We start from the raw sequence: 24,995 nt of genomic DNA, 5'->3' as shown, positions 1-24,995 counted from the left end.
GTGGGCATCTGATACAGTCGCGCCGACCGCATCGGGCCATGCCGGCCCTTTATCCACATTTGACCACAGACCCGGGCGCCCGCTGTGAACAAACCGCAAAGCTTCTTCCATCTGCACCTGATTTCAGACGCTACCGGCGAAACGCTGCTGGCCGCCGGCCGCGCGGCGTCGGCCCAATACAAGGACGCCCGCGCCATCGAGCACATCTACCCGCTGATCCGGACCGAAAAGCAGCTGATGAAGGTATTCGACGACATAGACGAAGAGCCGGGCATCGTGCTGTATACCGTGGTCGACCAGCATCTGGCCGGCATCATCGACAGCCGTTGTGCGGCAATGGGCCTGCCCTGCGTGTCGGTGCTCGAACCGGTGCTGACCGTGTTCCAGTCCTATCTCGGCGCGCCGGCGGGCCGCCGGGTGGGCGCGCAGCATGTGCTCGACGCCGAATATTTCCGCCGCATCGACGCGCTGAACTTCACCATGGAGCACGACGACGGGCAGCTGCCGGATGACATCGACCAAGCGGATGTCGTGCTGATCGGCATTTCCCGGACGTCGAAGACGCCGACGAGCATCTATCTGGCCAATCGCGGCATCAAGACGGCCAACATCCCCATCGTGCTCGGCGTGCCGGTGCCCGAAAGCCTGGTCACCGCCAAGGTGCCGCTGATCGTCGGGCTGGTAGCGACGGCCGAACGCATCTCGCATGTCCGTCAGAACCGCATCCTCGGCTCGACCATGGCATTCGACGCCCAGGAATATATCGACAGGGCGTCGATCACCGAGGAACTCGCCTATGCGCGGCAGATATGCACCCGGCACAACTGGCCGATGATCGACGTCAGCCGCCGTTCGATCGAGGAGACGGCCGCGGCGATCGTTGCCCTGCGCAACAAGAGCCGCTAGGAGCGAATATCTGGCGGCGCCGATCGCCGCGCCATGAGACAGGCAGGCCCCGTGACCGAAAGACTCATCCTGGCGTCCGGAAGCCCGTTCCGGAAGAAGCTGCTCGAACATGCCGGCATTGGCGTCGAGGCAATCCCCGCGGAACTCGACGAACGCGCGCTGGAAGCCCCTTTGGCCGACAGCGGCGCATCCCCGGAGGACGTGGCGCTCGTGCTGGCCGAAGCCAAGGCGACGGCGGTCAGCGAGGAACACCCGGGCAGGCTGGTGCTCGGCTGCGACCAGACGCTGTCGCTCGGCGACGAGGTGTTCCACAAGCCGGCCGACATGGAAGGCGCCCGCCGCCACCTGCTCAAGCTGTCCGGCAAGACGCACCATCTCAACAGCGCCGCCGTGCTCGTCCGCGACGGCGAGACACTGTGGCGGCATGTCGGCATCGCTTCGCTGACCATGCGCAAGCTCGATCCCGCATTTATCGGCCGCCACCTCGCGCGGGTCGGCGACAAGGCCCTGTCGAGTGTAGGCGCCTATCAGATCGAGGGCGAAGGGATCCAGCTCTTCGATAAGGTCGAAGGCGACTACTTCACCATCGTCGGTCTGCCGCTTTTGCCGGTGCTGGAGAAACTGAGGGAACTGGGCGCAATCGATGGCTGAACTGAAGGCATTCGTCTGCGGTCACCCGATCGCCCATTCGCGCTCGCCGATGATCCATGGCCACTGGCTGAAAAGCCACGGCATCGACGGCTCCTACACGGCGGTGGACGTCGCGCCGGAGGATTTTTCGGCCTTTCTCGAGGGTCTGGCTGCCACCGGGTTCCGTGGCGGCAACGTCACCATCCCGCACAAGGAAGTCGCGTTTGCTGCGGTCCAGCGCTGCGACGAAGCGGCCGAGCAGATCGGTGCAGTGAATACGCTCTGGTTCGATGACGGCATTCTCTGGGGCGGCAATACCGATGCCTACGGCTTTGCCGCCAACCTCGACCAGTTCGCGCCGGGGTGGGCGGCGGGAGGAGTCGCAGTGGTTCTCGGTGCAGGCGGCGCCTCGCGGGCGATCATCCATGCGCTGAAGCAGCGTGGCTTCAGGGACATCCGCATCGTCAACCGTACCGTTGCGCGAGCCGAAGAACTCGCCGACCAGTTCGGACCGGGCGTGACCGCCCACCCGCAGGCCGCGACCGGCGAATTGCTCGGCGACGCCTCGCTCCTGGTCAACACCACCGCGCTCGGCATGCACGGCAACGAGGGCCTGCCGGCCGATCCCGCGGGTTTGCCGGACCATGCGATTGTCACCGACATCGTCTATGTGCCGCTCGAGACGCCGCTGCTCGCCGCAGCCCGGGCGCGGGGTCTGAAGTCGGTGGACGGTCTCGGCATGCTGCTGCACCAGGCGGTGCCGGGTTTCGAGCGCTGGTTCGGGCGCCGGCCGGAGGTTACGTCCGAATTGCGCAACCTGATCGTCGCCGACCTGGACGCCAAGAAATGATCGTTCTGGGGCTCACCGGGTCCATCGGCATGGGCAAGTCGACCACGGCGAAGATGTTCGCCGAGGCGGGTGTGCCGGTGCACGATTCCGACGAGGCGGTGCACCGACTCTATGCCGGAGAGGCGGCCCCCCTGATCGAGGCGGCCTTTCCCGGTACGGTCTTGAACGGCGTCGTCGATCGCGTCGAGCTGTCCCGCCATGTGCTGGGCAATGCCGCGGCGCTGAAAAAGGTCGAGGCCATCGTCCATCCGCTGGTTCGGGCCGACGCCAATGCGTTTCTCGAGCGGAGCCGGACAGCAGGTGCCGCAATCGCCGTGCTCGATATCCCGCTTCTGTTCGAGACAGGCGGCCGCGGTCGCGTCGACAAGGTGGTGGTGGTGACGGCCCCCGCCGAGGTGCAGCGCGAGCGCGTGCTCGCCCGCCCGGGCATGACGGCCGAGAAATTCGAGGCGATCCTGGCCAAGCAGGTTCCCGACGCAGAAAAGCGCAAGCTCGCCGACTACATTGTCGATACAGGCCAGGGCCTTGAGCCGGCACGTGCGGCCGTCCAGGCAATCATCGACGATTTGACGGTGGGAAAGCCCTAGGCCGGCGAACGCCGCACTTGTCCGCCGACCGGGCGGGAGGGCATGCTCGCAGGCAAGGAGAATCACTTGCGCGAGATCATTTTCGATACCGAAACCACCGGCCTCGACAACCGCGAGGATCGCGTCATCGAGATTGGCGGCGTCGAACTAATCAACCGCTTCCCGACCGGGCGGACGTTCCACCAATACATAAATCCGCAAGGCCGCTCGGTGCACCCCGAGGCACAGGAAGTGCACGGCATCAGCAATGCCGATCTCGAGGGCAAGCCGACCTTTCCCGAGATCCTGGACGACTTTCTGGAATTCATCGACGGCGCCAAGCTCGTGGCGCACAACGCGAACTTCGACATGGGATTCATCAATGCCGAGTTCGCGCGGCTCAGCGTTCCCGCCGTCGATCCGGGTCTGGTGATCGATACCCTGGCGCTTGCCCGCCGCAAGCACCCGATGGGGCCGAATTCGCTCGATGCGCTCTGCCGCCGCTACGGCATCGACAACAGCCGCCGCACCAAGCACGGCGCACTGCTCGACTCCGAACTCCTGGCTGAAGTCTACATCGAGCTGATCGGCGGCAAGCAGGCAGCACTTGTGCTCGACAGCGCGGCCGGTACGGCCGCCAACGGGCGCAGTTCCATCGATGTCGAGATCGTCATATCGGCGCGACCCGAGCCGCTACCCCCGCGGCTGAGCGAAGCCGAGATCGCTGCCCATGAAAAGCTGGTCGGCCAGCTCGGCGAAAAGGCGATCTGGAGCAAGCTCACCCAACAAGCGCCGTCCGCGTGACGCGGCCAGCATGAGTGCCGGCTGCCCAGGCACCAAAAGCGTTCCAACAATCCTTGAAACGAAAAAGCCCGGCGCAAGGCCGGGCTCTGAACGAAATGCGACGGGGCGTCGAGGCTCAGCTTGCCTTGACCTTCGAGGCAGCCTTTTCCTCGGCGATCTTCTGCTGGAACATCTGAGCGAAGTCGATCGGGTCGAGCATCAGCGGCGGGAAGCCGCCGTTGCGGGTCGCGTCCGCGATGATCTGGCGGGCGAACGGGAACAGCAGGCGCGGGCACTCGATGAAGAGCAGCGGCAGCATGTGCTCCTGCGGGAAGCCGTCGATGCGGAAGACGCCGCCGTAAACCAGCTCGACGTTGAACAGGACGTCGTTGTCGAAGGCGGCCTTGGCGTTGAGCGTCAGGTTCACGTCGAACTGCTTGTCCGTCATCGGATTGGCGTTGACGTTGACGTTGATGTTGATGCCGGGGGCCTTGTCACGGCCGCGCAGCGAGTTCGGCGCGCCGGGGCTCTCGAAGGAGAAGTCCTTCACATATTGCGCCAGGACGTTGAGCGTCGGCTGCGAGTTCCCGTTGCCGTTGGCGCCTTCAGGCGCATCGTTCGTGGCCATAAGCCTGTTTCCTCTTGGCTTGGCCGCGGCGCGGCCCGTATTGGAATCGCGCGTTGGCTAGCACGCTCGGCATGGCAAGACAAGGTTTTGCCCGCGTCAGTCCCTGTCGCCGCGTTCGTCGCCGATGGAGCGCCAAGGCGAATTGGGGTTCGGCTGGCGGGAGAAATCGCCCTCGTCGAGGTCGATGGTCTTGCCGGACGTCGGGCCGCCGCGGCGAGCGAAACCGCCGAAATCCGTCGCGAAATGCACGCGCTTGCGCAGGAAGCGCCAGGCGAGCTCACGCACTGGCGGCAGAAACAGCAAGATGCCGATGATGTCGGTTATGAATCCGGGAAGCAGGAGCAGGATACCGGCGAGCACGATCATCGCGCCGTTGGCGAGCTCCTTGCTGGGATCTCGGCCGGCATCGAGTTCGTTGCGGATGCGGGTCATGACCCCGAAACCCTGTACGCGCAGCAGTACCGAGCCCACGACGGCGCTGAGCAGCACCAGCCCGATGGTCGGAAGCACGCCGATCTCGCTGCCCACGACCACGAAACCGGCGATCTCAAGCAGCGGCAGGGCGAGGATAAGTAGGGGCAGCATGGATCGGTCCGGTTCGAGTTCAGGTCCCAGCGACATGCGGTCACACGCAAATCGCATACATCTCTAGATAGGACGCTGCGCCTTTGATTTGAATGATCGACGCATGCGTTCTATATGCAAGGGCTAAGGGGTGCTCGCGTGGCACCAGCGAATGGCAGATAGTCCGGCTCAGGCCGCGAACAAGGGACGGATCGGCGGAAGATATGGAATTCTTCGATTTCGGCACGATTTTCTTTCTGATCGCGGCGGTTGTGATCTTTTTCCAGCTCCGCAACGTGCTCGGACGCCGTACCGGCAACGAACGTCCACCATTCGACCCCTATACCGCCGCTCGCAACCGTCCCCAGGACGCCAATGGCAAGTCGGAGAATGTCGTTTCGCTGCCGCGCAAGCGTGCAGCCGGCGAATCTGGCGAAGAGGCCTATGCCGCGATCGACGCCTTCGCCCAGCCGGGTACGGACCTCAACAAGGGCCTGCGCGCGATCAAGGATGCGGATGCCTCCTTCGAACCCAAGGGTTTCGTCGACGGCGCCAAGATGGCCTACGAGATGATCGTCATGGCCTATGCCGATGGCGACCGCAAGACGCTGAAGAACCTGCTGTCGCGCGAAGTCTTCGACGGCTTCGTCGCGGCCATCAGCGACCGCGAGGGCCGTTCGGAGAAGATCCAGTCGTCCTTCGTCGGCATCGACAAGGCCGACATCGTTTCGGCCGAGATGAAGGGCTCGGAGGCCCACGTCACGTTGCGGATCGTCAGCGAACTGATCTCGGCGACGCGCGACAAGGCCGGCACCGTCATCGACGGCGACCCGGAAACCGTGGCCGAGGTCAAGGACGTCTGGACCTTCGCCCGCGACGCCCGTTCGCGCGATCCGAACTGGAAGCTTGTCGCGACCGAGGAAGAAGACTGATCAGGTAGGGCGGACGACGCCTGTGCCGCTCGCCCCCGCATTCCAGCCGATCAGCTTCGCCGACCTGCCCGGCTGGCTCGCCGACGACCAGCTGGGCGCCTTCGAAGCTTTCCGCCGCTCGGCCTTCCATGTCCTGACCAAGCCCTATCGCACCGGCGCGCTCGGCGTGGATTCCGGTGCTTTCGGCGAAGCCTATGCCGAGGCGCGTGAACGCTCTTGTCGTGACGGAGCCGCCGCCCGCACATTCTTCGAAAGGCATTTCCAGCCGGCCTTCGTCGCGCCGGCCGGCCGACCCGCCGGCCTGGTCACCGGTTTCTACGAGCCCGAGGTCGAGGCCTCCCCCATCCGGACCGAACATTTCACAGTACCCTTGCTCGGGCGGCCAGCCGACCTGGTCGACGTCGATGATGCGAACCGGCCGGCCGGCATGGACCCGTACCTCGCCTTTGCCCGGCAGACGCCGGACGGGATGGTCGAGTATTTCGACCGAGCGGCGATTGAACGGGGCGCCTTGTCGGGCAACGGTCTCGAGATCGCCTGGCTGGCAGATCCAGTCGATGCGTTTTTCGTCCATGTCCAGGGCGCGGCGCGGCTGAGGATGCCCGATGGCCGCCTGCGGCGAGTCACCTACGCCGCCAAATCCGGGCAGCGTTTCACCGGACCCGGCGGAATCCTGGCGGAAATCGGTGAAATACCTTTGGCAGAGGTCACGATGCAGTCGATCCGCGCGTGGTTCAAAGCCAATCCGCATCGCATCGACGATATTCTCTGGCGCAATCGCTCCTACATCTTCTTCAGGGATGCGCCCGTCGACGACGCCCTGCTCGGACCGATAGCCGCCGCAAAAGTGCCGCTGACCCCGGGGCGTTCCGTTGCGGTCGACCGCATGCTGCACACATTCGGCACTCCGTTCTTCATCTCCTCGCCGTCGCTGACGGCCTTCGATGGCAAGCCGTTCGGCCGGCTGATGATCGCGCAGGATACCGGTTCGGCCATCACCGGGCCTGCCCGCGGCGACCTGTTCGCGGGCTCGGGCGACGTGGCCGGCGAGGTCGCGGGCGTCGTTCGCAACGACGCCGACTTCTTCGCGCTGTTGCCCAGGCCCCTGCTGGCTGGAGGCTCGTCATGAGCGCTGGGCGCGACCGCAAGCTTACCGACGAGGAGCGGGTGCTGTGGACCGTCGTTGCCAGGACGGCGATGCCGCTCAAGGGCCGGGAAGCAGTCGAAATACCGGAAGCAACGACGCCGGCAGCCGCCACGCCGGACGCAGGGCCGGCTCAGGCCACGCCAAGCATGTCTCCGCACCAGTCCGCCCCGCCGAAGCGCCAGCATATCTCGCACCACCTCGACGAACCGACGCTGGACAAGCTTTCCAAGGGTCGTCTCCGGATCGAAGGCAGGGTCGACCTGCACGGGATGACCCAGGAGGAGGCCTATTCGCTGCTCTACATGTTCCTGTCGCGCGCCCATGCCGGCGGCCTGCGCTACGTGCTGGTCATCACCGGCAAGGGCACGTCCAAGGGCGGCGACGGCGTGCTGAAGCGCATGGTGCCTGCCTGGCTGGCAACCGCACCGTTCCGCCTGCTGGTCGGCAGCCACGACCATGCCGCCCGCCACCACGGCGGCTCGGGGGCGATCTACGTCCGGCTGCGTCGGAGGGCGGGCCTTTGACCCCGCTTGGTCAGCGCATCCGCGAACTCAGGCGCGAACGCGGCGTCAGCCAGAAGGACATGGCCTCTGCCATCGGCGTCAGCGCTGCCTATCTGTCCGCATTGGAGCACGGCCACCGGGGTGTGCCGAGCTGGCCGATGATCCAGAAGATCATCGGCTACTTCAACGTCATCTGGGACGATGCGGAGGAACTCCAGAAGCTCGCGGAGGCGTCGCGGCCGCGCGTCGTGGTCGACACCTCGGGTCTGTCGCCTGCGGCTACCGAACTGGCCAACCTGCTGGCAACGGCGGTCGGCGAACTGAGCGAAGCCGAACTCCTGGCGCTCGGCGACAAGCTTCGCGAAGCCCTGACACGGCGGAAAGGCGGCTAGAACAGCGCCTTGAGTTCGGCGAGCCGGTCGTTGACCAGCCAGCCGTAATAGTTTTCCTCGGGCACCTTTTCCGGCTCGCCGGTGGCGCTGCGGCGCTCGTTCTCGGCCTTGAGGGCATAGGCACGCGCTTCCGGATTGCCGACATTGTAGAGCGTGGCCGTCAGCCCCGGATTGGCTGAGATGTCGAAGCCGGCGATGCGCTTGTAGGCGTCGATCGAGGTTTTCAGCGTTGCCGCCACGTAGGGAAGCGTCAGATCCGGATCCATGATCGTCTTGTAGACGGCATTGGGGTCGCCGACGTCCAGCTTCGGAAGACCTGAGACCTTGTTGACCTCGTCGCTCATCTGCAGCGCGGTCAGCGGATTGAGCTGACCGATGCCGAAGGTCTGGCCGGCATAGAAGGGCTGGAAGAAGGTGGCGCTGAAGCGGTCGTCGGGATAGCTTGTGCCGTCTACCGTCTTGCCGCGGAAGGATTGTTCCCACACCGCCTCGCGACACGACCACAGGTCGTAGCTGCCGGTTTTGGCGGCGCATTCCGAAAATTGCGGCCGCTTGACGAAATCGGCGATGTCCTCGCCTTCGTAGCTGAACTGCAGCTTGCTCGACAAGTACGAGACAGCCTTGACGTAGTAGGTCTGTAGCCGGTCGTAGGCATCGACATTGTAGGTATGCTCGCCGACGATCGCGCCGACGATGTGCATCGGGTCGATGCCGTAGTCGCGAGCCACCGACTTGATCTTGCCGCGCAGTTTGCCGTCGTTCTGGAGCAGCGCATAGACCTTGCGGTATTTGGCCTCGAAGCTCGTGTTCCCCGCCTTGGTGCGCCTTGCCGATGCTCCGGGCACCTGCGGTTGCTCTACATTGACGTTGCCCGAGGCGACCACGGTCGCTGCCGAGGCGGATCCCGCGCTCAGCACCGAAACTGCAATGAATGCCGAAATGTAAGCCTTTTTCATGCGCCGCCGCTTGCCCATGGTCATGCCGGGCAAGGTAGGAAAAGCGCCCCGTCGAGTCGAGAGCGCCACCCACCTCGTCCGACGAAAGGTGGCCGAGTGTTGCATTCGGCCACGTTCCGGTTTGCCGGCCCGCCGCCCGCGAACCTTCGCGCCGGAAACTCCGGCGCGGGCCTGTTAAAGGATGAAACGCGACAAATCTGTGTTCCTGGACAGGTCGCCGACGTGTTTTTCGACATAGGCCGCGTCAATCTTGACGCTAGAGCCGTTGCGGTCGGGTGCGTCGTAGGAGATTTCGTCCAGAACGCGCTCCATGACCGTCTGCAGCCGCCGCGCGCCGATGTTCTCGACGGTGGCGTTGAGATCGACCGCGATGCCTGCGAGCGCATCGATGGCGTCGTCGGTGAACTCGAGGCTGACGCCCTCGGTGTTCATCAGCGCGATGTACTGCTTGATGAGGCTTGCTTCCGTTTCCGTCAGGATGCGGCGGAAGTCGTCCTTGTCCAGCGCCCTGAGTTCGACGCGGATCGGCAGGCGGCCCTGCAATTCGGGCAGGAGATCCGACGGCTTCGAAATGTGGAACGCACCCGAGGCGATGAACAGGATGTGGTCGGTCTTGATCTGCCCGTATTTGGTCGCAACCGTCGTACCTTCGACCAGCGGCAGCAAGTCGCGCTGTACGCCTTCACGCGAGGGTCCCCCCTGAACATCGCCGCGGGCGATCTTGTCGATCTCGTCGAGGAAGACGATGCCGTCGTTCTCCGTCACTTCCAGCGCACGGCGCACCACCTCGTCCTGGTCGAGCAGCTTGTCGGACTCGTCCTGGATCAGCAGTGCGTAGGAATCCTTGACGGTCGTCTTGCGCGTTTTGGTGCGCTGGCCGCCCATCGCCTTCGACAGCATGTCGTTGATGTTGAGCACGCCGACATTGCCGCCCGGCAAGCCGGGAATGTCGAAGCTGGGCATACCGCCGGTGCCGCTGTCGGCCACCTGGACCTCGATCTCCTTGTCGTCGAGTTCGCCGTCGCGCAGCTTCTTGCGGAAGCTGTCGCGGGTGGCGGGGCTGGCGGTCTTGCCGACCAGCGCCTCGAGCACGCGCTCCTCGGCGTTGACGTGGGCGCGGGCCTTGACGTCCTCGCGCATCTTTTCGCGCACCAGGCCGATGGCGACCTCGACCAGGTCGCGCACGATCTGCTCGACGTCGCGGCCGACATAGCCGACCTCGGTGAACTTGGTGGCCTCGACCTTGACGAAGGGCGCACCCGCCAGCTTGGCGAGGCGGCGCGAGATCTCGGTCTTGCCGACGCCCGTCGGCCCGATCATCAGGATGTTCTTGGGCATCACCTCTTCGCGCATCTGGCCTTCGAGCTGCTGCCGGCGCCAGCGGTTGCGCAGCGCGATCGCCACGGCGCGCTTGGCGTCCTTCTGGCCGATGATGAAGCGGTCGAGTTCGGAAACGATCTCGCGGGGGGAGAAATTACTCATGGGTCACACAATTCCTGCTTGCCACTGCCTGATGGATTCGAAGGGATGCAGCAGCATGATGACGTTGAGCGTCAGATTGTCTCGGATGATGTAGCCGACGCCGATTTCGAAGATGAGTGCGAGGGCCACGATGCTCCATATAGGAAGCCGTGCGGCCATCACAAAGCCCAGCACCATGGCAAGCGTGTCGGACACGGAGTTGATGACGCTGTCGCCGTAATAGTCGAGGGAAATGGTTCCCTCGCGGTAGCGGTTGATGATGAAGTCGCTGTTCTCCACCAGCTCCCACGACACTTCGATGCCGACAGCGATCGCCAGCCTCAGTCCGAGCGGGCTGTTGGGCATCAGCCACTTTAGAGCCGCGTAGAACAGGAAGCCGTGGATGATGTGCGAGAAGGTGTACCAGTCGGAGATCTGCTGCGAGTTCTCCGAGCTTTGCACCACCCCGTGCCATAGCTTGACGTATCCGCATTTGCAGATCGCCGGGTGGCCCATCCAGTAGAGCGCCAGCGCCTGGCCCGCGATCATCAGGGCAGCGACGAGCAGCCACCAGCCAAGTCTTGCGCGCTCCGCCCGGACGGCGTCCTCCCCTGCGACCATCCCTAGAACTCCTCCCCATCGGCATCGATCGCCATCATCAGCGCCGGGCCGTAGATCGACGTTCGCGTGTCGAAAGCCACGAAGCCGGCCTTCTCGTATGCACGGATGGCCCGCTTGTTGGCAGGGTCCGGGTCGATGATCACCCTTGGCACGCCTTCCTCGAACAGATCCTCGACGAACTGCCGGATGATGGCGGAACCATGACCCTTGCCGACCAGATCCGGCACGCCGATCGACATGTCGATGCCGAGCGTGCCGAAGGGCTGGTCCTGGTAGGGGTGGTCGTCCTCCATATGCGGATCGTAGCTCTGGAGGTAGCCGATCGGCTTGCCGTCCAGTTCGATGATCAGCGGCTCGACCGAGATGCTGTCGATATGCTCCTCGATCGCGGCGATCTCGTCTTCGGGGTCATCCCACCATTCGGCGACATGCGGCTGGGCCAACCATGCCTTGATCATCGGCAGGTCGGCCTTGGTCACCGGCCGGAAGTCGTAGTGCGCAGCTGCCCTATTCGGCATCAAGCGTTTCGACGACGAAGCTGTGATTGGTATAGACGCAGATGTCGGCCGCGATCTGCATCGCCTTGCGGGCGATCTCCTCGGCGTCCTTGTCGGTGTCCATCAGCGCGCGGGCCGCGGCCAGCGCATAATTGCCGCCGGAACCGATGGCCATGACGCCATGTTCGGGTTCCAGCACGTCGCCGGTGCCGGTTAGCGCCAGCGACACGTTCTTGTCGGCCACCAGCATCATCGCCTCCAGGCGGCGCAGGTAGCGGTCGGTGCGCCAGTCCTTGGCGAGCTCGACGCAGGCGCGCGTCAGCTGGTCGGGATATTGCTCGAGCTTGGCCTCGAGCCTTTCGAGCAGCGTGAATGCATCCGCGGTGGCGCCGGCGAACCCGGCGATCACGTTGCCCTTGCCGAGGCGGCGGACCTTGCGGGCGTTGCCCTTCATGATCGTCTGGCCGAGGCTCACCTGGCCGTCGCCGGCGATCACCACCTTGCCGCCCTTGCGCACGGTCACGATGGTCGTGGCGTGCATGCTCTGTTCGTTGGACATTCGGGTCTCCGATGGCGCGCTGCCCCTTTCAGGCGGCGAGCGCGTTACGAGTGGAAGTTCGACCTTATGTATGCCGCCAGGCAAGGATTGCAAATCGGCCGGAGCGGGGACGAAATGCACTTTCCTGCAATTGGCAACCGGCCGATCATGCTGTTAGAAGGCTCACGTTCCAAGGACAAGGATCAGCCATGGCCCCCCGTTCCGCCGAAGTCAGCCGCAAGACCAAGGAAACCGAGATTTCCGTCTCGGTCCAAGTCGACGGCACCGGCCGCTCGGAAATGGCTACCGGCGTCGGCTTCTTCGACCACATGCTCGATCAGCTGTCGCGGCATTCGCTCATAGACATGAAGGTCTCCGCCAAGGGCGACCTGCACATCGACGATCACCACACCGTCGAGGATTGCGGCATTGCGCTCGGCCAGGCGCTCTCCAAGGCGCTCGGCGACCGTCGCGGCATCATGCGATACGCCTCGATCGACCTCGCCATGGACGAGACGCTGACGCGCGCGGCGATCGACGTCTCGGGCCGACCGTTCCTGGTCTGGAACGTCAACTTCTCGACGCCCAAGATCGGCGCCTTCGACACCGAGCTGGTGCGCGAATTCTTCCAGGCCTTCGCCCAGAACGCCGGCATCACGCTGCACGTCACCAACCATTACGGCGCCAACAACCACCACATCGCCGAAACCTGCTTCAAGGCGGTGGCGCGCGCGCTGCGCATGGCCCTTGAAAGCGATCCGCGCCAGCCTGACGCAGTACCCTCGACCAAGGGCAGCCTGAAGGGATAGCCATGGCCATCCATGTCGTCATGGAGCCGCCTGCCTCGGCAGGAAAGAACGCTTCGGAAAGTGCCGTCTTCGTTCGCGACGGCGTCTATTTCTTCGGCTTCGTCGCGCCGATCCTGTGGATGCTCTGGCACCGGCTGTGGCTCGAGGCGGTGGTGACCTTTGCCGTAGGCCTGGCATTGGCCGCGGCGAGCTCGTGGGCCGGTCTGACCGTCGCAGCGCCGCTGCTGCCGTTGCTGATTTCACTCTATGTCGGGCTCGAGGGTGGCGCGCTGCGGATCGCCGCGCTGCGCCGTGCCGGCTGGAGCCAGTGGGGCGTGCTCGAAGCAGACTCGACCGACGATGCCGAGACGCGCTACCTGTTCGCGGCTGGAGCGATCGAGAACGAACCGGTAGCCGCGACCGTCGCCATCTCCCCTGCCGCGGGGCCGCGCCCGCAGACGTCCGGCGCTGCACTCGGCCTGCTGAACTATCCGGGAAGAAACTGACATGCGCGTCGCCATCATCGACTACGGCTCGGGCAACCTCCGCTCGGCGACCAAGGCTTTCGAGCGCGCCGCCCGCGAGGCCGGCATTTCCGCCGACATCGAGCTCACCGCGGATGCCGGGCGCGTGCGCTCCGCCGACCGCATCGTGCTCCCCGGCGTCGGCGCCTATGCCGACTGCGCTGCCGGCCTGCGCGCGGTGGAAGGCATGTGGGAAGCCGTCGAGGAGGTCGCCATCCGCAAGGCGCATCCCTTCCTCGGCATCTGCGTCGGCATGCAGTTGATGTCGGAACGCGGGCTCGAGAAGACCGTCACCCCAGGCTTCGGCTGGATCGCCGGCGACGTGAAGGAGATCACGCCGTCGGACCCGACGCTCAAGATTCCGCAGATCGGCTGGAACACGATTCACGTGAAACACGCCCATCCGGTGTTCCACGGCATCGAGACGGGACCGCAGGGCCTGCACGCCTATTTCGTGCATTCCTACCATCTGGATGCCACGAACGAGAAGGAAGTGCTGGCTACCGCCGACTATGGTGGCCGCGTCACCGCGGCGGTTGCGCGCGACAATCTCGTCGGCACCCAGTTCCATCCCGAAAAGAGCCAGGCGCTTGGCCTGGCCCTCATCGCCAACTTCCTGAGGTGGAAGCCATGACGACCAAGAAGGGCTACTGGATCGCGATGATCGAGATCACCGACCCCGAGGCCTATCCGGCCTACATCGCCTCCAACGGTGCGGCAATTGCCCCATACGGTGCCAAGCCGATCGTCCGCGGCGGCCGTCACGAGGACCCCGAGGGCCCGACCGGCAACCGCCACGTGGTCGTCGAGTTCGAATCCTACGAGCAGGCCGTCGCCTGCTACCACTCCCCCGAATACCAGGAGGTGGTGAAGCTTCGCCACGCCGCCTCCATCGGCAGGTTCGTCATCGTCGAAGGCGTCTGAGCATGATCCTTTTCCCCGCCATCGACCTCAAGGACGGCCAGTGCGTGCGCCTCAAGCTCGGCGACATGGAGCAGGCGACGGTCTACAACAACGACCCCGGCGCCCAAGCGAAAGCCTTCGAGGACCAGGGCTTCGAATGGCTGCACGTTGTCGACCTCAACGGCGCCTTCGCCGGCGAGAGCGTCAACGGTGCCGCCGTCGAGGCGATCCTCAAGGCGACGAAAAACCCGGTCCAGCTCGGCGGGGGCATCCGCACGCTTGCCCATATCGAGAGCTGGCTGGACAAGGGCCTCGCCCGCGTCATCCTCGGCACGGTCGCCGTGCGCGATCCCGAGCTGGTCAAGGAAGCCTGCAGGAAATTCCCCGGCAAGGTCGCCGTCGGCATCGACGCGAAGGGCGGCAAGGTCGCCGTCGAGGGCTGGGCCGAAGCCTCGAGCCTCGGCGTCGTCGAGCTGGCGAAGAAGTTCGAGGGCGCCGGCGTCGCCGCCATCATCTACACCGACATCGACCGCGACGGCGTGCTGGCCGGCATCAACTGGGATTCGACCATCGACCTCGCCGAAGCCGTCTCGATCCCGGTCATCGCCTCGGGCGGCCTCGCATCCCTGGCCGACATCGTCCGCATGACCATGCCGGATGCAAAGAAGCTCGAAGGCGCCATCTCCGGCCGCGCGCTCTACGACGGCCGCATCGACCCGGCCCAGGCGCTCGCCATCCTTCGTGGCACGCTCAAGCCTGAGCCCGGACTGTTCGAGGAACGCCCATGACCCTCAAGGCCCGTGTCATCCCCTGCCTCGACGTGAAGGACTGCCCGCGTCGCCCGCAGCCGCGAAGCGGCGAGGACGCGCAAACAAAAAAGGAGGCCGTCCTTTGACTCTCAAAGCCCGTGTCATCCCTTGCCTCGACGTCAAGGACGGCCGCGTCGTCAAGGGCGTCAATTTCGTCGATCTCATCGATGCCGGCGATCCGGTCGAGGCCGCCAAGGCCTATGACGCGGCCGGCGCCGACGAACTCTGCTTCCTCGACATCACCGCCTCGTCCGACAACCGCGAGACCATCTTCGACGTCGTCGCCCGCACAGCCGAGCAGTGCTTCATGCCGCTGACCGTCGGCGGCGGCGTGCGCCAGGTTGCCGACATCCGCAAGCTTTTGCTCGCCGGTGCCGACAAGGTGTCGATCAACACCGCGGCGGTGAAGAACCCGTCCTTCGTCGCCGAGGCCGCCGACAAGTTCGGCAACCAGTGCATCGTCGTCGCCATCGACGCCAAGAAGGTGTCGCAGGCAAACGAAGCCGACCGCTGGGAGATATTCACCCATGGCGGCCGCGAGCGCACCGGCATCGACGCCGTCGAGTTCGCCCGCAAGGTCGTCGACCTCGGCGCCGGCGAAATCCTGCTCACCTCGATGGACCGCGACGGCACCAAGATCGGCTACGACATTGCGCTGACCCGCGCCGTGGCCGATGCGGTGCGTGCGCCCGTCATCGCCTCGGGCGGCGTCGGCAATCTCGACCACATGGTCGCAGGCATCCGCGAGGGCCATGCGACGGCCGTCCTTGCCGCCTCGATCTTCCACTTTGGCACCTATTCCATTGCAGAGGCCAAGGCCCACATGGCAAAAGCGGGCTTGCCGATGCGGCTCGATCCGATTGGCTGACCTTTGGGCGAGATTGAAATGACTGGATTTTCCCTTTCCGATCTCGAGAAGATCGTCGCCGAACGCGCCCGCTCGGGCGATGCCAATTCCTGGACCGCCAAGCTCTACCAAAGCGGCATGGAGCGGGCGGCCAAGAAGCTCGGCGAAGAGGCGGTCGAGACGGTGATCGCCGCCGTCAAGGGCGACGACAAGGGCCTCGTTTCGGAAAGCGCCGATCTCCTCTATCATTGGCTCGTCGTGCTGGCCGTCGCCGGCGTCCCGATGTCCGAGGTGATGGCTGAACTCGAACGCCGCACCGCGCAGTCGGGGCTAGCCGAGAAGGCCTCGCGGACGAAGTAGCTTGCCCCGGGCCCAGGCCCCCTGCAGGGAACATGCGATGGATCAACTCGCGCCGACGGAAAAATATTCCCCCTACTGGTTCTTTTCCGCCGAGCATTGGGCGGGTTTCGGTGCCGACACGCCGATGACCCTGACGCGGGACGAGGTCGCGCGGCTGAGCTCCATGTACGAGCCGATCGACCTCGAGGAAGTCCGGCGCATCTACCTGTCCCTGTCGCGGCTGCTGTCCGCCCATGTCGAGACCAGCCAGCAGCTGTTTCGCCAGCGTCAGCGGTTCTTCAATTCCGACAGGAAAGGCACCAAGACCCCCTTCATCATCGGCATGGCCGGGTCGGTCGCAGTCGGCAAGTCGACCACGGCGCGCATCCTGAAGGAGCTGCTCACCCGCTGGCCGTCGAGCCCGAAGGTCGATCTCGTCACCACCGACGGCTTCCTCTATCCCAACGAGGTCCTGCGTCGCGACAATCTGATGGAGCGCAAGGGCTTTCCCGACAGCTACGACGTCGGCGCGCTGCTGCGCTTCCTGTCGGCCATCAAGTCGGGCCAGCCCAATGTGCGTGCGCCTGTCTATTCGCACCTGACCTACGACGTCATCCCCGGCGAATTCGTCACCGTTGACCGGCCGGACATCCTGATATTCGAGGGCATCAACGTGCTGCAGCCGCGCGAATTGCCCAAGGACGGCAAGTTCGTGCCCTTCGTGTCCGATTTCTTCGACTTCTCGATCTACATCGACGCCGAGGAAGGCATCATCCACGAATGGTACATCGAGCGCTTCATGCGCCTGCGCGAGACCGCCTTCCGCAACCCGCAGTCATTCTTCCATCGCTATTCGCAGTTGTCGGAAGATGCCGCCCGTGCCATCGCCGAGGGGCTGTGGGCCAACATCAATCTGAAGAACCTGCGCGAGAACATCCTGCCCACGCGCCCGCGCGCCGACCTGATCCTCAAGAAGGGCGCCGGCCACCTGGTCGAGGAAGTGGCCATCCGCAAGCTCTGACGCTGCGCCCGGCTCCGATCAGGCCGGAACCGGCTTCGTCACGCGTCTCAGCGTCAAATTGATCCGCCCGCCCTGTCTCAAGAGCGCCGAGGTCATCGGATAGATGCGGTCGACGCCGTGGAAGGCGAGGCGCCCCTCCCCGCCCAGCACCACCACGTCGCCGCTCTCCAGCCGGAACGATACCGTTCGGTCGTCGCGACGGTTGCCGCCGACGCGAAACAGGCAGGCGTCGCCCAGCGACACCGAGACGACGGGCGCCTCGAACTCACGTTCGTCGCGGTCCTGGTGCAGGCCCATCTTGGCGCTGTCGGTGTAGAAATTGACCAGGCAGGCCTCGGGCGAATGGGGATAGCCGGAAACCTCGCGCCATAGCGAAAGCAGCGCTTCCGGAATGGGTGGCCAGGGCTCGCCGGTGACCGGATGCTCTGGCTGGTAGCGATAGCCGCGATCCTTGTCTGTGACCCAGCCGAGCGCGCCGCAATTGGTCATGCGCACGCTCATCGGCTTGCCGGTGCGCGGCATTTCGGGCGTGTAGAGCGGCGCTGCCTTCACCACCTCGCGGATGCTCTCGACTAGTCCGTCCTGCACGTCGCGGGACAGGAAGCCGGGCATGTGGCGGACGCCTTTGGGAAGCACGAGCACGTTTCAAGCTGCCTTGTTCGATTGGTCGCCCAGAATGCCAGCTGAAACGTAAAACGGCGACCCGAAAGCCGCCGTTCCGCATTGAATGACGTTTTTGGGATCAGGCCGTTGCTAGGTCGGGGATGCGCAGCACCTGGCCTGGATAAATCTTGTCGGGATGGGTCAGCATCGGCTTGTTGGCCTCGAAGATGACGGTGTATTTCGACGCCTTGCCCTTGCCGTACTGTGCCTCGGCGATCTTCGACAGGTTGTCGCCCTTCTTGACGGTGTAGAACACCGGCGCCTTGGCGGGCGTCGCCGCCTTCACCAGCTCGGTCATGTCGACCTTGCCGTCGAGCTTGAGGCCGGAGTCAGGCGCCACGACCTTCAGTTCGTCGGCCTGCACCTTGGAGACGCCGAGCGTGTTGCCCACGGCGATGACGGCCTTCTCGAAGATCGACTGGTCCTTGACCACGCCGGTCAGCACGGCCGTGTCGCCCTTGACCACGACCTGCACGTTGTCGGTGCCAAGCTTGTGCGAATCGAGCTCCTTCTTCAGCGTCTCTGCTGTCGGCGCCTCGTCTTCGCCGCCGAAACCAAGCTTCTTGCCGACATTCTTGACGAAATCGAACATGCCCATTCGTGGTCTCCCTTGCTGTGGCAGTCGCCGAAACTTGGCATCTGCTAGACCAAATTGGAAGCAACTTCGATCTAGTCGCCGTCGACGCGCCCGCGCAGCTTCTTGACCGTCGAACGTCCGGCCTTGCTTTTCAGCCTCCGCTCGACCGAGCCTTTTGTCGGCTTGGTCTTCTTGCGCGGCGGCGGCGGCGGCTCGGCGGCCTTGGCCACCAGTGCTGCCAGCCGGGCACGCGCGTCGGCGCGGTTCTGCTCCTGCGTCCGGTAGCGGCCAGCCTCGATGACGATGACACCGTCCTTGGTCGCTCTCTGCCCGGCGAGCTTGATGGTGCGCGCCCGCACGCGCTCGGGCAGCCCCGGTGCGTTGGCGGCGTCGAAGCGCAGCTGCACGGCGGTCGCCACCTTGTTGACGTTCTGCCCGCCCGGCCCCGAGGAGCGGATGAAGTTCTCCTCGAGGTCATCGGGATGGATAACCACGTCATTGGCGATGATGATCTTGTCGTCGGCGTTCATGTGCGAAGTCATGCCGCGCCGGAGCGCAAAAGAAAAGGCCCGGCGCTGGGCCGGGCCTTTCGGAAGTTTTTCGGGCGTTGCCGGTCTACTCGGCCGCCTCGCGCACCTGCGGGGCAGCGCCCAGCACGGTCGCATCGACATGGCTTTCGAACTTGCCGAAATTGTCGACGAACATCGACACCAGCTTCTTGGCCTGGCGGTCATAGGCAGCGCCATCGGCCCAGGTCGAGCGCGGGTCGAGGATCTTGGCGTCGACGTCAGGCACCGAGACCGGCACGGCGAAGCCGAAGTTCGGGTCGGTGCGGAACTCGACTGAATTCAGCGAGCCGTCGAGGGCGGCCGACAAAAGCGCGCGCGTCGCCTTGATCGGCATGCGCGAGCCCGTGCCATAGGCGCCGCCGGTCCAGCCGGTGTTGACCAGCCAGCAGTCGACGCCGTGCTCGGCGATCAGCTGGCGCAGCAGGTTGCCGTATTCGCTAGGGTGGCGCGGCATGAACGGTGCGCCGAAGCAGGTCGAGAAGGTCGCTTCCGGCTCGGTCACGCCGCGCTCGGTGCCGGCCACCTTGGCCGTGTAGCCCGACAGGAAGTGGTACATCGCCTGCGCCGGGGTCAGCTTGGCGATGGGCGGCATCACGCCGAAGGCATCGGCCGTCAGCATGATGATGTTCTTCGGGTGGCTGGCGCGGCCGGTTGCGCTGGCGTTCGGGATGAATTCCAGCGGATAGGCGCAGCGGGTGTTCTCGGTGCGCGAGCCGTCGTCGAAGTCGGGCACGCGGTTTTCGTCGAGCACGACGTTCTCGAGCACGGTGCCGAAGCGCTGTGTGGTGGCGAAGATCTCCGGCTCGGCCTCGGCCGACAGGCGGATGGTCTTGGCGTAGCAGCCGCCCTCGAAGTTGAAGATGCCGTCAGGGCCCCAGCCGTGCTCGTCGTCGCCGATCAGCGTGCGCTTGGGGTCGGCCGACAGCGTCGTCTTGCCGGTGCCCGACAGGCCGAAGAACACGGCGGCGTCGCCGTCGGGGCCTTCGTTGGCCGAGCAATGCATCGGCATCACGCCCTTTTCAGGCAGCAGGTAGTTGAGCGCAGTGAACACCGACTTCTTCATCTCGCCGGCATAGGCGGTGCCGCCGATCAGCACGATCATGCGGGTCAGGTCGACGGCGATGACGGTTTCGGTGCGCGTGCCGTGGCGGGCCGGGTCGGCGCGGAACGACGGCAGGTCGATGATCGTCATCTCCGGCACGAAACTCGCAAGCTCGGCTTCTTCCGGACGGATCAGCAGGTTGCGGATGAACATCGAGTGCCAGGCGAATTCGGTGACGACGCGCGTCGGCAGGCAGAGCGAGCGGTCGGCGCCGCCGATCAGGTCTTGCACGTAAAGGTCCTTGTCGGCCGCGTGCGCCAGGAAATCGGCATGCAGCGCGTCGAACTGGGCGCGGCTGATCGGCTTGTTGTTGTCCCACCAGACGTGCGGCTCGGTGTTTTCGTCACGCACGACGAATTTGTCCTTGGGCGAGCGGCCGGTGTGCTGCCCGGTCTCGGCGACGAGTGCGCCATGGGCGGTCAGCTGCGCTTCACCGCGGCGGATGGCCTCTTCGGTGAGAAACGCAGCGCCGAAGTTGTAACGGACCTTTCCCGATGTCTTGAGCCCTGCCGTCTCGATCCCGCAGGCGGGATTGCGCTTACCGGTTTCCGACATGTGGTACAGCCTCGTTTGCTTTGACGCCAATGTCCGGTCGACGGGCCGGACGCCGCTGTCCCGAGGGGACTGGAGGCAGCCAGAAACAGAAAAGCCAAACGATATCAAATCATTAATCGATTTAAAAAATTTGAAAAATATCTAAATCGTTTAAATGATCACGAACTAGGCGGCGACGCACGGGACGTAGGCAGTTTTTTGTTCGAGTTTTGGCGGGGCTGCCCCATATAAGGCGAGCATCGGGCGTGGCGGTTGCGCTCTCCGTCGGCGGGGGCTATGCCACATTTTGTACCTAATTTGTCCTGCAAAAGCCCTGCTTAACGCAGGAAGGGACAGCCATATGAGGGAGCCGCCGGAGATGGCAACGATCGCGCTTGTCGACGACGACCGCAACATTCTGACATCGGTTTCGATTGCGCTCGAGTCCGAAGGATACCGTGTCGAGACCTACACGGATGGCGCCTCGGCGCTGGAAGGCTTGACCGCCCGTCCGCCGAACCTCGCGATCCTCGACATCAAGATGCCGCGCATGGACGGCATGGAACTCCTGCGCCGGCTGCGCCAGAAGACCGATCTTCCGGTGATATTCCTGACCTCCAAGGACGACGAGATCGACGAACTCTTCGGTCTCAAGATGGGCGCCGACGATTTCATCCGCAAACCGTTCTCGCAGCGCCTGCTGGTCGAGCGGGTGCGTGCCGTGCTGCGCCGGGCAAGCGCCCGCGAGGCGGCAGCCAAGGCGCCGACGCAAGCGTCGCGCTCGCTTGAGCGTGGCCAGCTGGTGATGGACCAGGAACGCCACACCTGCACGTGGAAGGGCGAACCCGTCGTGCTGACCGTCACGGAGTTCCTCATCCTGCATTCGCTGGCACAGCGTCCCGGCGTGGTCAAAAGCCGCGACGCCCTGATGGATTCGGCCTATGATGAACAGGTCTATGTCGACGACCGCACCATCGACAGTCACATCAAGCGCCTGCGCAAGAAGTTCAAGGCCGTCGATGACGACTTCGAGATGATCGAGACCCTCTACGGCGTCGGCTACAGATTCCGCGAGGCGTGATTCCGGCGAGGGCTGAGATCACATGGCGATTGAGGCGGAGATCAGGAAGCCGGCGGCCACCGCCAAGCGACCACGCGGGCGCCTGTCGGCCGTGATCGACCGGGCGCGTCTGCGGCTCAGCCGTTTCCTGGGCCATCACTTCTTCTCCAGCCTGACGCGGCGAATCCTCTTTCTCAATCTCGCCGGGCTGGGTGTGCTGGTTGCCGGCATCCTCTACCTCAACACCTTCCGCGACGGGCTCATCGATGCGCGCGTCGAAAGCCTGATGACGCAGGGCGAGATCATCGCCGGCGCCATCGCCGCCTCGGCGACGGTCGAGACCGACTCGATCAGCATCGACCCGGAAAAACTGCTGGAGTTGCAGGCCGGCGAAACGCTGGCGCCCGGGTCCGACCAGCTGGAGAGCCTGGATTTCCCGATCAATCCGGAGCGTGTGGCGCCCGTATTGCGTCGTCTCATTTCGCCGACGCGGACGCGGGCGCGCATCTTCGACCGCGACGCCAACCTGCTGCTCGACTCGCGCCATCTCTATTCGCGCGGCCAGATCCTTCGCTACGACCTGCCGCCGGTCGAGGAGGAGGAGGCGACGTTGCTCGAGCGGGCGCAGAAGTTCGTTTTCGACTTCTTCCGCGACAGCACGCTGCCCGTCTACAAGGAGCAGCCGGGCGGCAACGGCTCCGCTTTCCCGGAAGTGATGCAGGCGCTTACCGGCAGTCCGGCGACGATCGTGCGCGTCAGCGAGAAGGGCGAGCAGATCGTCTCCGTCGCCGTTCCCGTCCAGCGCTTCCGTGCGGTACTCGGCGTCCTGATGCTTTCGACCGAAGGTGGCGACATCGACAAGATCGTCGCGGCCGAGCGCAAGGCGATCCTGCGTGTCTTCGGCGTTGCCGCCCTGGTGACTGCGCTTCTGTCGCTGCTGCTGGCCTCGACGATCGCCAATCCGCTGCGCAGGCTTTCTGCGGCTGCCAATCGCGTGCGCCGCGGCGGCAAGAATCGCGAGGAGATCCCCGACTTCTCCGACCGGCAGGACGAGATCGGCAATCTTTCGGTCGCCGTTCGCGACATGACCAATGCGCTCTATGCCCGCATCGAGGCGATCGAGAGCTTCGCCGCCGACGTCAGCCACGAGCTCAAGAACCCGCTCACCTCGTTGCGTAGCGCGGTCGAGACCTTGCCGCTGGCCAAGAGCGAGAGTTCGCGCGAAAGGCTGATGGAAATCATCCAGCACGACGTCAAGCGCCTGGACCGGTTGATCACCGACATCTCAGATGCATCGCGCCTCGACGCCGAGCTGGCGCGCGAGGATGCGACCAAGGTCGACCTCAAGAAATTCATCGGCGACCTGGTTTCGGTTTCGCGCGAGACCGGTCGCCACAAGAAACCCGTCGAGATCGAGTTCAAGACGGCCAAGCTGCCGGCCAACGTGAAGGGCTACAACGCGGTGGGCCATGATCTGCGCATCGGCCAGGTCATCACCAACCTGATCGAGAACGCCCGTTCCTTCGTGCCCGAGGAGCATGGCCAGATCGACATCAGCCTGGCCCGTGTGGGCAAGTTCAACATCATCACCGTCGAGGACAACGGTCCCGGCATCCGCGCCGAGAACATCGACCGCATCTTCGAGCGTTTCTACACTGATCGGCCGTCCAGCGAGGCCTTCGGCCAGAACTCTGGACTGGGCCTTTCGATCAGCCGACAGATCGTCGAAGCCCATGGCGGCACGCTCAGCGCGGAAAACATCAGCGGCACCAAGCCGGGCGAAATCAGGGGTGCCCGCTTCATCGTAGCGCTTCCGGCCGAAGGCTGATCGTGCCGACGTTCAACATGCATGCGACGGCGGTGGTTCTTGGTGATCGCGGGGTGCTCGTAGCCGGGCCTTCCGGCTCCGGCAAGTCGGCCCTGGCGCTCGCCCTCGTCGATCGGGTTCGTGCCCAGGGCCTTTTTGCGCGCCTAGTTTCCGACGATCAGGTTTTCCTGTCCGGTCATGGCGGACGCCTGCTCTGTCGCGCTCCGGCTGCGATTGCCGGCCTGGCCGAGATCCGCGGGATCGGGCCTGTCGCTTACGACCACGAGCCGGCCACTGTGGCGGATCTGGTCGTCAGGCTCGTGCCGCCCGCCGAGGTGCAGCGGCTTCCCGATGAGACCGAGGAGACCCTTGTTGGTTGCAGCGTGGCGAGACTTGTTCTCGCAGAGCGCGAAATCCTAGTTGCTGTGCCTGCCGTACTGACGCGCATGGGCATCGGGCTCCGCGCGTGACGCTGCCCAAATTTTTTGCTGCATTGCGTCAAAATGGCGTGCTGTGCCGTAAATAGGGGCTTGTAAACGCCTTCGCCGTCGACAAGATAGCGCTCCCGCCATCCGAAGGCGGCGAGCATACTGCGCGGCTGTGAAGGGGCCATGACGGGAGCCAAATCAGAATGATCGGACTCGTGCTAGTGACGCACGGTCAACTGGCCGAGGAGTTCCGCCATGCGGTGGAACACGTCGTCGGACCGCAGGACAATTTCGAGACCGTATCGATCGGTGCCGATGACGACATGGCGCAGCGCCGCAGCGATATCATCACTGCCGTTTCCCGCGCCGATACCGGTACCGGAGTGGTCGTGCTCACCGACATGTTCGGCGGCACGCCGTCGAACCTTGCCATTTCCGTCATGGAAGCCGGCCGGGTTGAGGTCATCGCCGGCATGAACCTGCCGATGCTGATCAAGCTGTCGAGCGTGCGCAAGGCGGATAATATGTCCGCCGCTCTCGACGAGGCACAGGCCGCCGGTCGCAAGTACATCAACGTTGCAAGCCAGGTGCTGAGCGGAAAATGAGCGGCATGCCCTATCCCGCCGAACAGGGTCACGTCGTGCGCGACCTCGCCATCGTGAACCAACGCGGCCTGCACGCCCGGGCTTCCGCCAAGTTCGTCCAGATCGCTGGCGAATACCAGGCCTCGGTGACTGTGGAGAAGGATGGGATTTCGGTCGGCGGCACCTCGATCATGGGCCTGATGATGCTGGCCGCGAGCCCCGGCTGCACGATCCGCGTCAGCGCTAGCGGACCGGAGGCGGCCGAGGCTGTCGAGGCGCTCGCTACCCTCGTCGCTGCACGTTTCGGCGAGGAATGCTGATCGCCGGCATCAGCCAGGCGACATGCACGAATAAAGATTTCTTTATGTCCCATTGTCGGTGGCGGCCTGATCTGATAGTCAGGCGCTTCTTTCCGCGCGCCCACGACTAGGCCTCCCGCGCCGGCGCGCAGTAACAGGAATCGGAG

Annotated in this window: 33 protein-coding genes; 22 read left to right on the top strand and 11 right to left on the bottom strand. The window is 64.6% G+C overall.

Going from position 1 to position 24,995, the window contains the following annotated elements:
• The first annotated feature begins 84 nt into the window (after nucleotides 1–84).
• The 5 genes from AmiPiv_RS16485 (at nucleotide 85) to dnaQ (ending at nucleotide 3,756) form a co-directional block, all read left to right on the top strand.
• Complete coding sequence (locus tag AmiPiv_RS16485; protein ID WP_340038567.1) at nucleotides 85–906, top strand: pyruvate, water dikinase regulatory protein; 822 nt, start codon at nucleotides 85–87, stop codon at nucleotides 904–906.
• Nucleotides 907–957: 51 nt separating this feature from the next.
• Nucleotides 958–1,557 carry a Maf-like protein gene (locus AmiPiv_RS16480; protein ID WP_340038566.1) on the top strand — a complete coding sequence of 200 codons (600 nt, stop codon included), beginning with the start codon at nucleotides 958–960 and terminating at the stop codon, nucleotides 1,555–1,557.
• On the top strand, nucleotides 1,550–2,386 hold the full coding sequence (locus AmiPiv_RS16475; RefSeq protein ID WP_340038565.1) for a shikimate dehydrogenase: 837 nt from the start codon (nucleotides 1,550–1,552) through the stop codon (nucleotides 2,384–2,386). The genes AmiPiv_RS16480 and AmiPiv_RS16475 overlap by 8 nt, the downstream gene beginning before the upstream one ends.
• Nucleotides 2,383–2,973 carry a dephospho-CoA kinase gene (gene coaE / locus AmiPiv_RS16470; protein ID WP_340038564.1) on the top strand — a complete coding sequence of 197 codons (591 nt, stop codon included), beginning with the start codon at nucleotides 2,383–2,385 and terminating at the stop codon, nucleotides 2,971–2,973. Before AmiPiv_RS16475 ends, coaE begins: the two co-directional genes overlap by 4 nt.
• A gap of 66 nt (nucleotides 2,974–3,039) precedes the next feature.
• A complete protein-coding gene (gene dnaQ / locus AmiPiv_RS16465) occupies nucleotides 3,040–3,756 on the top strand; it encodes a DNA polymerase III subunit epsilon (RefSeq protein ID WP_340038563.1) in 717 nt (238 codons plus the stop codon).
• 115 nt (nucleotides 3,757–3,871) lie between these two features.
• Here dnaQ and secB read toward each other — a convergent pair whose 3' ends face one another.
• Together secB and AmiPiv_RS16455 are read right to left on the bottom strand one after the other, a co-directional pair.
• The gene (gene secB, locus AmiPiv_RS16460; RefSeq protein WP_340038562.1) at nucleotides 3,872–4,363 is read right to left on the bottom strand and encodes a protein-export chaperone SecB; all 492 of its coding nucleotides are present in this window, start codon (nucleotides 4,361–4,363) and stop codon (nucleotides 3,872–3,874) included.
• Between the two features lie 96 nt (nucleotides 4,364–4,459).
• Complete coding sequence (locus AmiPiv_RS16455) at nucleotides 4,460–4,948, bottom strand: FxsA family protein (RefSeq protein WP_340038561.1); 489 nt, start codon at nucleotides 4,946–4,948, stop codon at nucleotides 4,460–4,462.
• A gap of 203 nt (nucleotides 4,949–5,151) precedes the next feature.
• Here AmiPiv_RS16455 and AmiPiv_RS16450 point away from each other — a divergent pair, with 203 nt between their 5' ends.
• The 4 genes from AmiPiv_RS16450 to AmiPiv_RS16435 are packed head-to-tail and all read left to right on the top strand — an operon-like array spanning nucleotide 5,152 to nucleotide 7,901.
• Complete coding sequence (locus tag AmiPiv_RS16450) at nucleotides 5,152–5,859, top strand: Tim44/TimA family putative adaptor protein (RefSeq protein WP_340038560.1); 708 nt, start codon at nucleotides 5,152–5,154, stop codon at nucleotides 5,857–5,859.
• A gap of 22 nt (nucleotides 5,860–5,881) precedes the next feature.
• Nucleotides 5,882–6,988: a murein transglycosylase A gene (mltA, locus tag AmiPiv_RS16445; protein WP_340038559.1), complete on the top strand. Its 1,107-nt coding sequence runs from the start codon at nucleotides 5,882–5,884 to the stop codon at nucleotides 6,986–6,988.
• A complete protein-coding gene (locus AmiPiv_RS16440) occupies nucleotides 6,985–7,530 on the top strand; it encodes a Smr/MutS family protein (RefSeq protein ID WP_340038558.1) in 546 nt (181 codons plus the stop codon). Before mltA ends, AmiPiv_RS16440 begins: the two co-directional genes overlap by 4 nt.
• Complete coding sequence (locus AmiPiv_RS16435; protein ID WP_340038557.1) at nucleotides 7,527–7,901, top strand: helix-turn-helix domain-containing protein; 375 nt, start codon at nucleotides 7,527–7,529, stop codon at nucleotides 7,899–7,901. Before AmiPiv_RS16440 ends, AmiPiv_RS16435 begins: the two co-directional genes overlap by 4 nt.
• Here the strand turns inward: AmiPiv_RS16435 and AmiPiv_RS16430 are convergent.
• The 5 genes from AmiPiv_RS16430 to hslV all read right to left on the bottom strand — a co-directional run bounded on the left by AmiPiv_RS16430 (nucleotide 7,898) and on the right by hslV (nucleotide 11,995).
• Nucleotides 7,898–8,857, bottom strand: coding sequence for a DUF1402 family protein (locus AmiPiv_RS16430; RefSeq protein WP_340038556.1), 960 nt, complete (start codon nucleotides 8,855–8,857; stop codon nucleotides 7,898–7,900). The genes AmiPiv_RS16435 and AmiPiv_RS16430 overlap by 4 nt on opposite strands.
• A 174-nt stretch (nucleotides 8,858–9,031) precedes the next feature.
• Entirely contained in the window at nucleotides 9,032–10,339 is a 1,308-nt protein-coding gene (gene hslU, locus AmiPiv_RS16425) for an ATP-dependent protease ATPase subunit HslU (RefSeq protein ID WP_340038555.1), read from the bottom strand.
• A 3-nt stretch (nucleotides 10,340–10,342) separates the two neighbouring features.
• Nucleotides 10,343–10,939: a DUF2585 domain-containing protein gene (locus tag AmiPiv_RS16420; protein ID WP_340038554.1), complete on the bottom strand. Its 597-nt coding sequence runs from the start codon at nucleotides 10,937–10,939 to the stop codon at nucleotides 10,343–10,345.
• Between the two features lie 2 nt (nucleotides 10,940–10,941).
• On the bottom strand, nucleotides 10,942–11,457 hold the full coding sequence (locus tag AmiPiv_RS16415) for a GNAT family N-acetyltransferase (protein ID WP_340038553.1): 516 nt from the start codon (nucleotides 11,455–11,457) through the stop codon (nucleotides 10,942–10,944).
• Nucleotides 11,447–11,995 (bottom strand): ATP-dependent protease subunit HslV, encoded by a 549-nt coding sequence (gene hslV, locus AmiPiv_RS16410; RefSeq protein ID WP_340038552.1) that lies wholly within the window; start codon nucleotides 11,993–11,995, stop codon nucleotides 11,447–11,449. Before hslV ends, AmiPiv_RS16415 begins: the two co-directional genes overlap by 11 nt.
• Before the next feature lie 188 nt (nucleotides 11,996–12,183).
• Here hslV and hisB point away from each other — a divergent pair, with 188 nt between their 5' ends.
• From hisB to coaA, 8 genes are all read left to right on the top strand, one after another.
• Nucleotides 12,184–12,783: an imidazoleglycerol-phosphate dehydratase HisB gene (hisB, locus tag AmiPiv_RS16405; RefSeq protein WP_340038551.1), complete on the top strand. Its 600-nt coding sequence runs from the start codon at nucleotides 12,184–12,186 to the stop codon at nucleotides 12,781–12,783.
• Nucleotides 12,784–12,785: 2 nt separating this feature from the next.
• On the top strand, nucleotides 12,786–13,268 hold the full coding sequence (locus AmiPiv_RS16400) for a DUF2628 domain-containing protein (protein WP_340038550.1): 483 nt from the start codon (nucleotides 12,786–12,788) through the stop codon (nucleotides 13,266–13,268).
• A 1-nt stretch (nucleotide 13,269) separates the two neighbouring features.
• Nucleotides 13,270–13,920 (top strand): imidazole glycerol phosphate synthase subunit HisH, encoded by a 651-nt coding sequence (hisH, locus tag AmiPiv_RS16395; RefSeq protein WP_340038549.1) that lies wholly within the window; start codon nucleotides 13,270–13,272, stop codon nucleotides 13,918–13,920.
• Complete coding sequence (locus tag AmiPiv_RS16390; protein ID WP_340038548.1) at nucleotides 13,917–14,210, top strand: DUF1330 domain-containing protein; 294 nt, start codon at nucleotides 13,917–13,919, stop codon at nucleotides 14,208–14,210. The genes hisH and AmiPiv_RS16390 overlap by 4 nt, the downstream gene beginning before the upstream one ends.
• A 2-nt stretch (nucleotides 14,211–14,212) precedes the next feature.
• Nucleotides 14,213–14,977 (top strand): 1-(5-phosphoribosyl)-5-[(5-phosphoribosylamino)methylideneamino]imidazole-4-carboxamide isomerase, encoded by a 765-nt coding sequence (gene hisA / locus AmiPiv_RS16385; RefSeq protein WP_340038547.1) that lies wholly within the window; start codon nucleotides 14,213–14,215, stop codon nucleotides 14,975–14,977.
• A gap of 103 nt (nucleotides 14,978–15,080) precedes the next feature.
• The gene (hisF, locus tag AmiPiv_RS16380) at nucleotides 15,081–15,866 is read left to right on the top strand and encodes an imidazole glycerol phosphate synthase subunit HisF (RefSeq protein ID WP_340038546.1); all 786 of its coding nucleotides are present in this window, start codon (nucleotides 15,081–15,083) and stop codon (nucleotides 15,864–15,866) included.
• 18 nt (nucleotides 15,867–15,884) lie between these two features.
• Nucleotides 15,885–16,205, top strand: coding sequence for a phosphoribosyl-ATP diphosphatase (locus tag AmiPiv_RS16375; protein WP_340038545.1), 321 nt, complete (start codon nucleotides 15,885–15,887; stop codon nucleotides 16,203–16,205).
• 37 nt (nucleotides 16,206–16,242) lie between these two features.
• Nucleotides 16,243–17,205 (top strand): type I pantothenate kinase, encoded by a 963-nt coding sequence (gene coaA, locus AmiPiv_RS16370; protein WP_340038544.1) that lies wholly within the window; start codon nucleotides 16,243–16,245, stop codon nucleotides 17,203–17,205.
• A gap of 18 nt (nucleotides 17,206–17,223) precedes the next feature.
• On the opposite strand, the gene AmiPiv_RS16365 is transcribed toward coaA, so the two are convergent.
• The 4 genes from AmiPiv_RS16365 to AmiPiv_RS16350 all read right to left on the bottom strand — a co-directional run bounded on the left by AmiPiv_RS16365 (nucleotide 17,224) and on the right by AmiPiv_RS16350 (nucleotide 20,671).
• Nucleotides 17,224–17,847, bottom strand: a complete 624-nt coding sequence (locus AmiPiv_RS16365; RefSeq protein ID WP_340038543.1) for an alpha-ketoglutarate-dependent dioxygenase AlkB family protein — start codon at nucleotides 17,845–17,847, stop codon at nucleotides 17,224–17,226.
• A 100-nt stretch (nucleotides 17,848–17,947) separates the two neighbouring features.
• Entirely contained in the window at nucleotides 17,948–18,466 is a 519-nt protein-coding gene (gene lysM / locus AmiPiv_RS16360; RefSeq protein WP_340038542.1) for a peptidoglycan-binding protein LysM, read from the bottom strand.
• Nucleotides 18,467–18,537: 71 nt separating this feature from the next.
• On the bottom strand, nucleotides 18,538–18,975 hold the full coding sequence (gene arfB, locus AmiPiv_RS16355) for an alternative ribosome rescue aminoacyl-tRNA hydrolase ArfB (RefSeq protein WP_340038541.1): 438 nt from the start codon (nucleotides 18,973–18,975) through the stop codon (nucleotides 18,538–18,540).
• Nucleotides 18,976–19,060: 85 nt separating this feature from the next.
• Nucleotides 19,061–20,671, bottom strand: coding sequence for a phosphoenolpyruvate carboxykinase (locus AmiPiv_RS16350; RefSeq protein WP_340038540.1), 1,611 nt, complete (start codon nucleotides 20,669–20,671; stop codon nucleotides 19,061–19,063).
• Nucleotides 20,672–21,029: 358 nt separating this feature from the next.
• On the opposite strand from AmiPiv_RS16350, the gene AmiPiv_RS16345 reads away from it, so the two are divergent.
• The 5 genes from AmiPiv_RS16345 (at nucleotide 21,030) to AmiPiv_RS16325 (ending at nucleotide 24,849) form a co-directional block, all read left to right on the top strand.
• Complete coding sequence (locus AmiPiv_RS16345; RefSeq protein ID WP_340038539.1) at nucleotides 21,030–21,731, top strand: response regulator transcription factor; 702 nt, start codon at nucleotides 21,030–21,032, stop codon at nucleotides 21,729–21,731.
• A 22-nt stretch (nucleotides 21,732–21,753) separates the two neighbouring features.
• A complete protein-coding gene (locus AmiPiv_RS16340) occupies nucleotides 21,754–23,538 on the top strand; it encodes a sensor histidine kinase (RefSeq protein ID WP_340038538.1) in 1,785 nt (594 codons plus the stop codon).
• A 2-nt stretch (nucleotides 23,539–23,540) separates the two neighbouring features.
• Nucleotides 23,541–23,987, top strand: coding sequence for an HPr kinase/phosphorylase (locus AmiPiv_RS16335; protein WP_340038537.1), 447 nt, complete (start codon nucleotides 23,541–23,543; stop codon nucleotides 23,985–23,987).
• 161 nt (nucleotides 23,988–24,148) lie between these two features.
• Nucleotides 24,149–24,550: a PTS sugar transporter subunit IIA gene (locus AmiPiv_RS16330; RefSeq protein WP_340038536.1), complete on the top strand. Its 402-nt coding sequence runs from the start codon at nucleotides 24,149–24,151 to the stop codon at nucleotides 24,548–24,550.
• Entirely contained in the window at nucleotides 24,547–24,849 is a 303-nt protein-coding gene (locus AmiPiv_RS16325) for an HPr family phosphocarrier protein (RefSeq protein WP_340038535.1), read from the top strand. The genes AmiPiv_RS16330 and AmiPiv_RS16325 overlap by 4 nt, the downstream gene beginning before the upstream one ends.
• Nucleotides 24,850–24,995: the final 146 nt, after the last annotated feature.

Origin of the sequence: Aminobacter sp. Piv2-1 (assembly GCF_037625995.1) — a bacterium.
Classification (GTDB): domain Bacteria; phylum Pseudomonadota; class Alphaproteobacteria; order Rhizobiales; family Rhizobiaceae; genus Aminobacter.
This window is presented reverse-complemented; position numbering and strand designations above follow the sequence as displayed.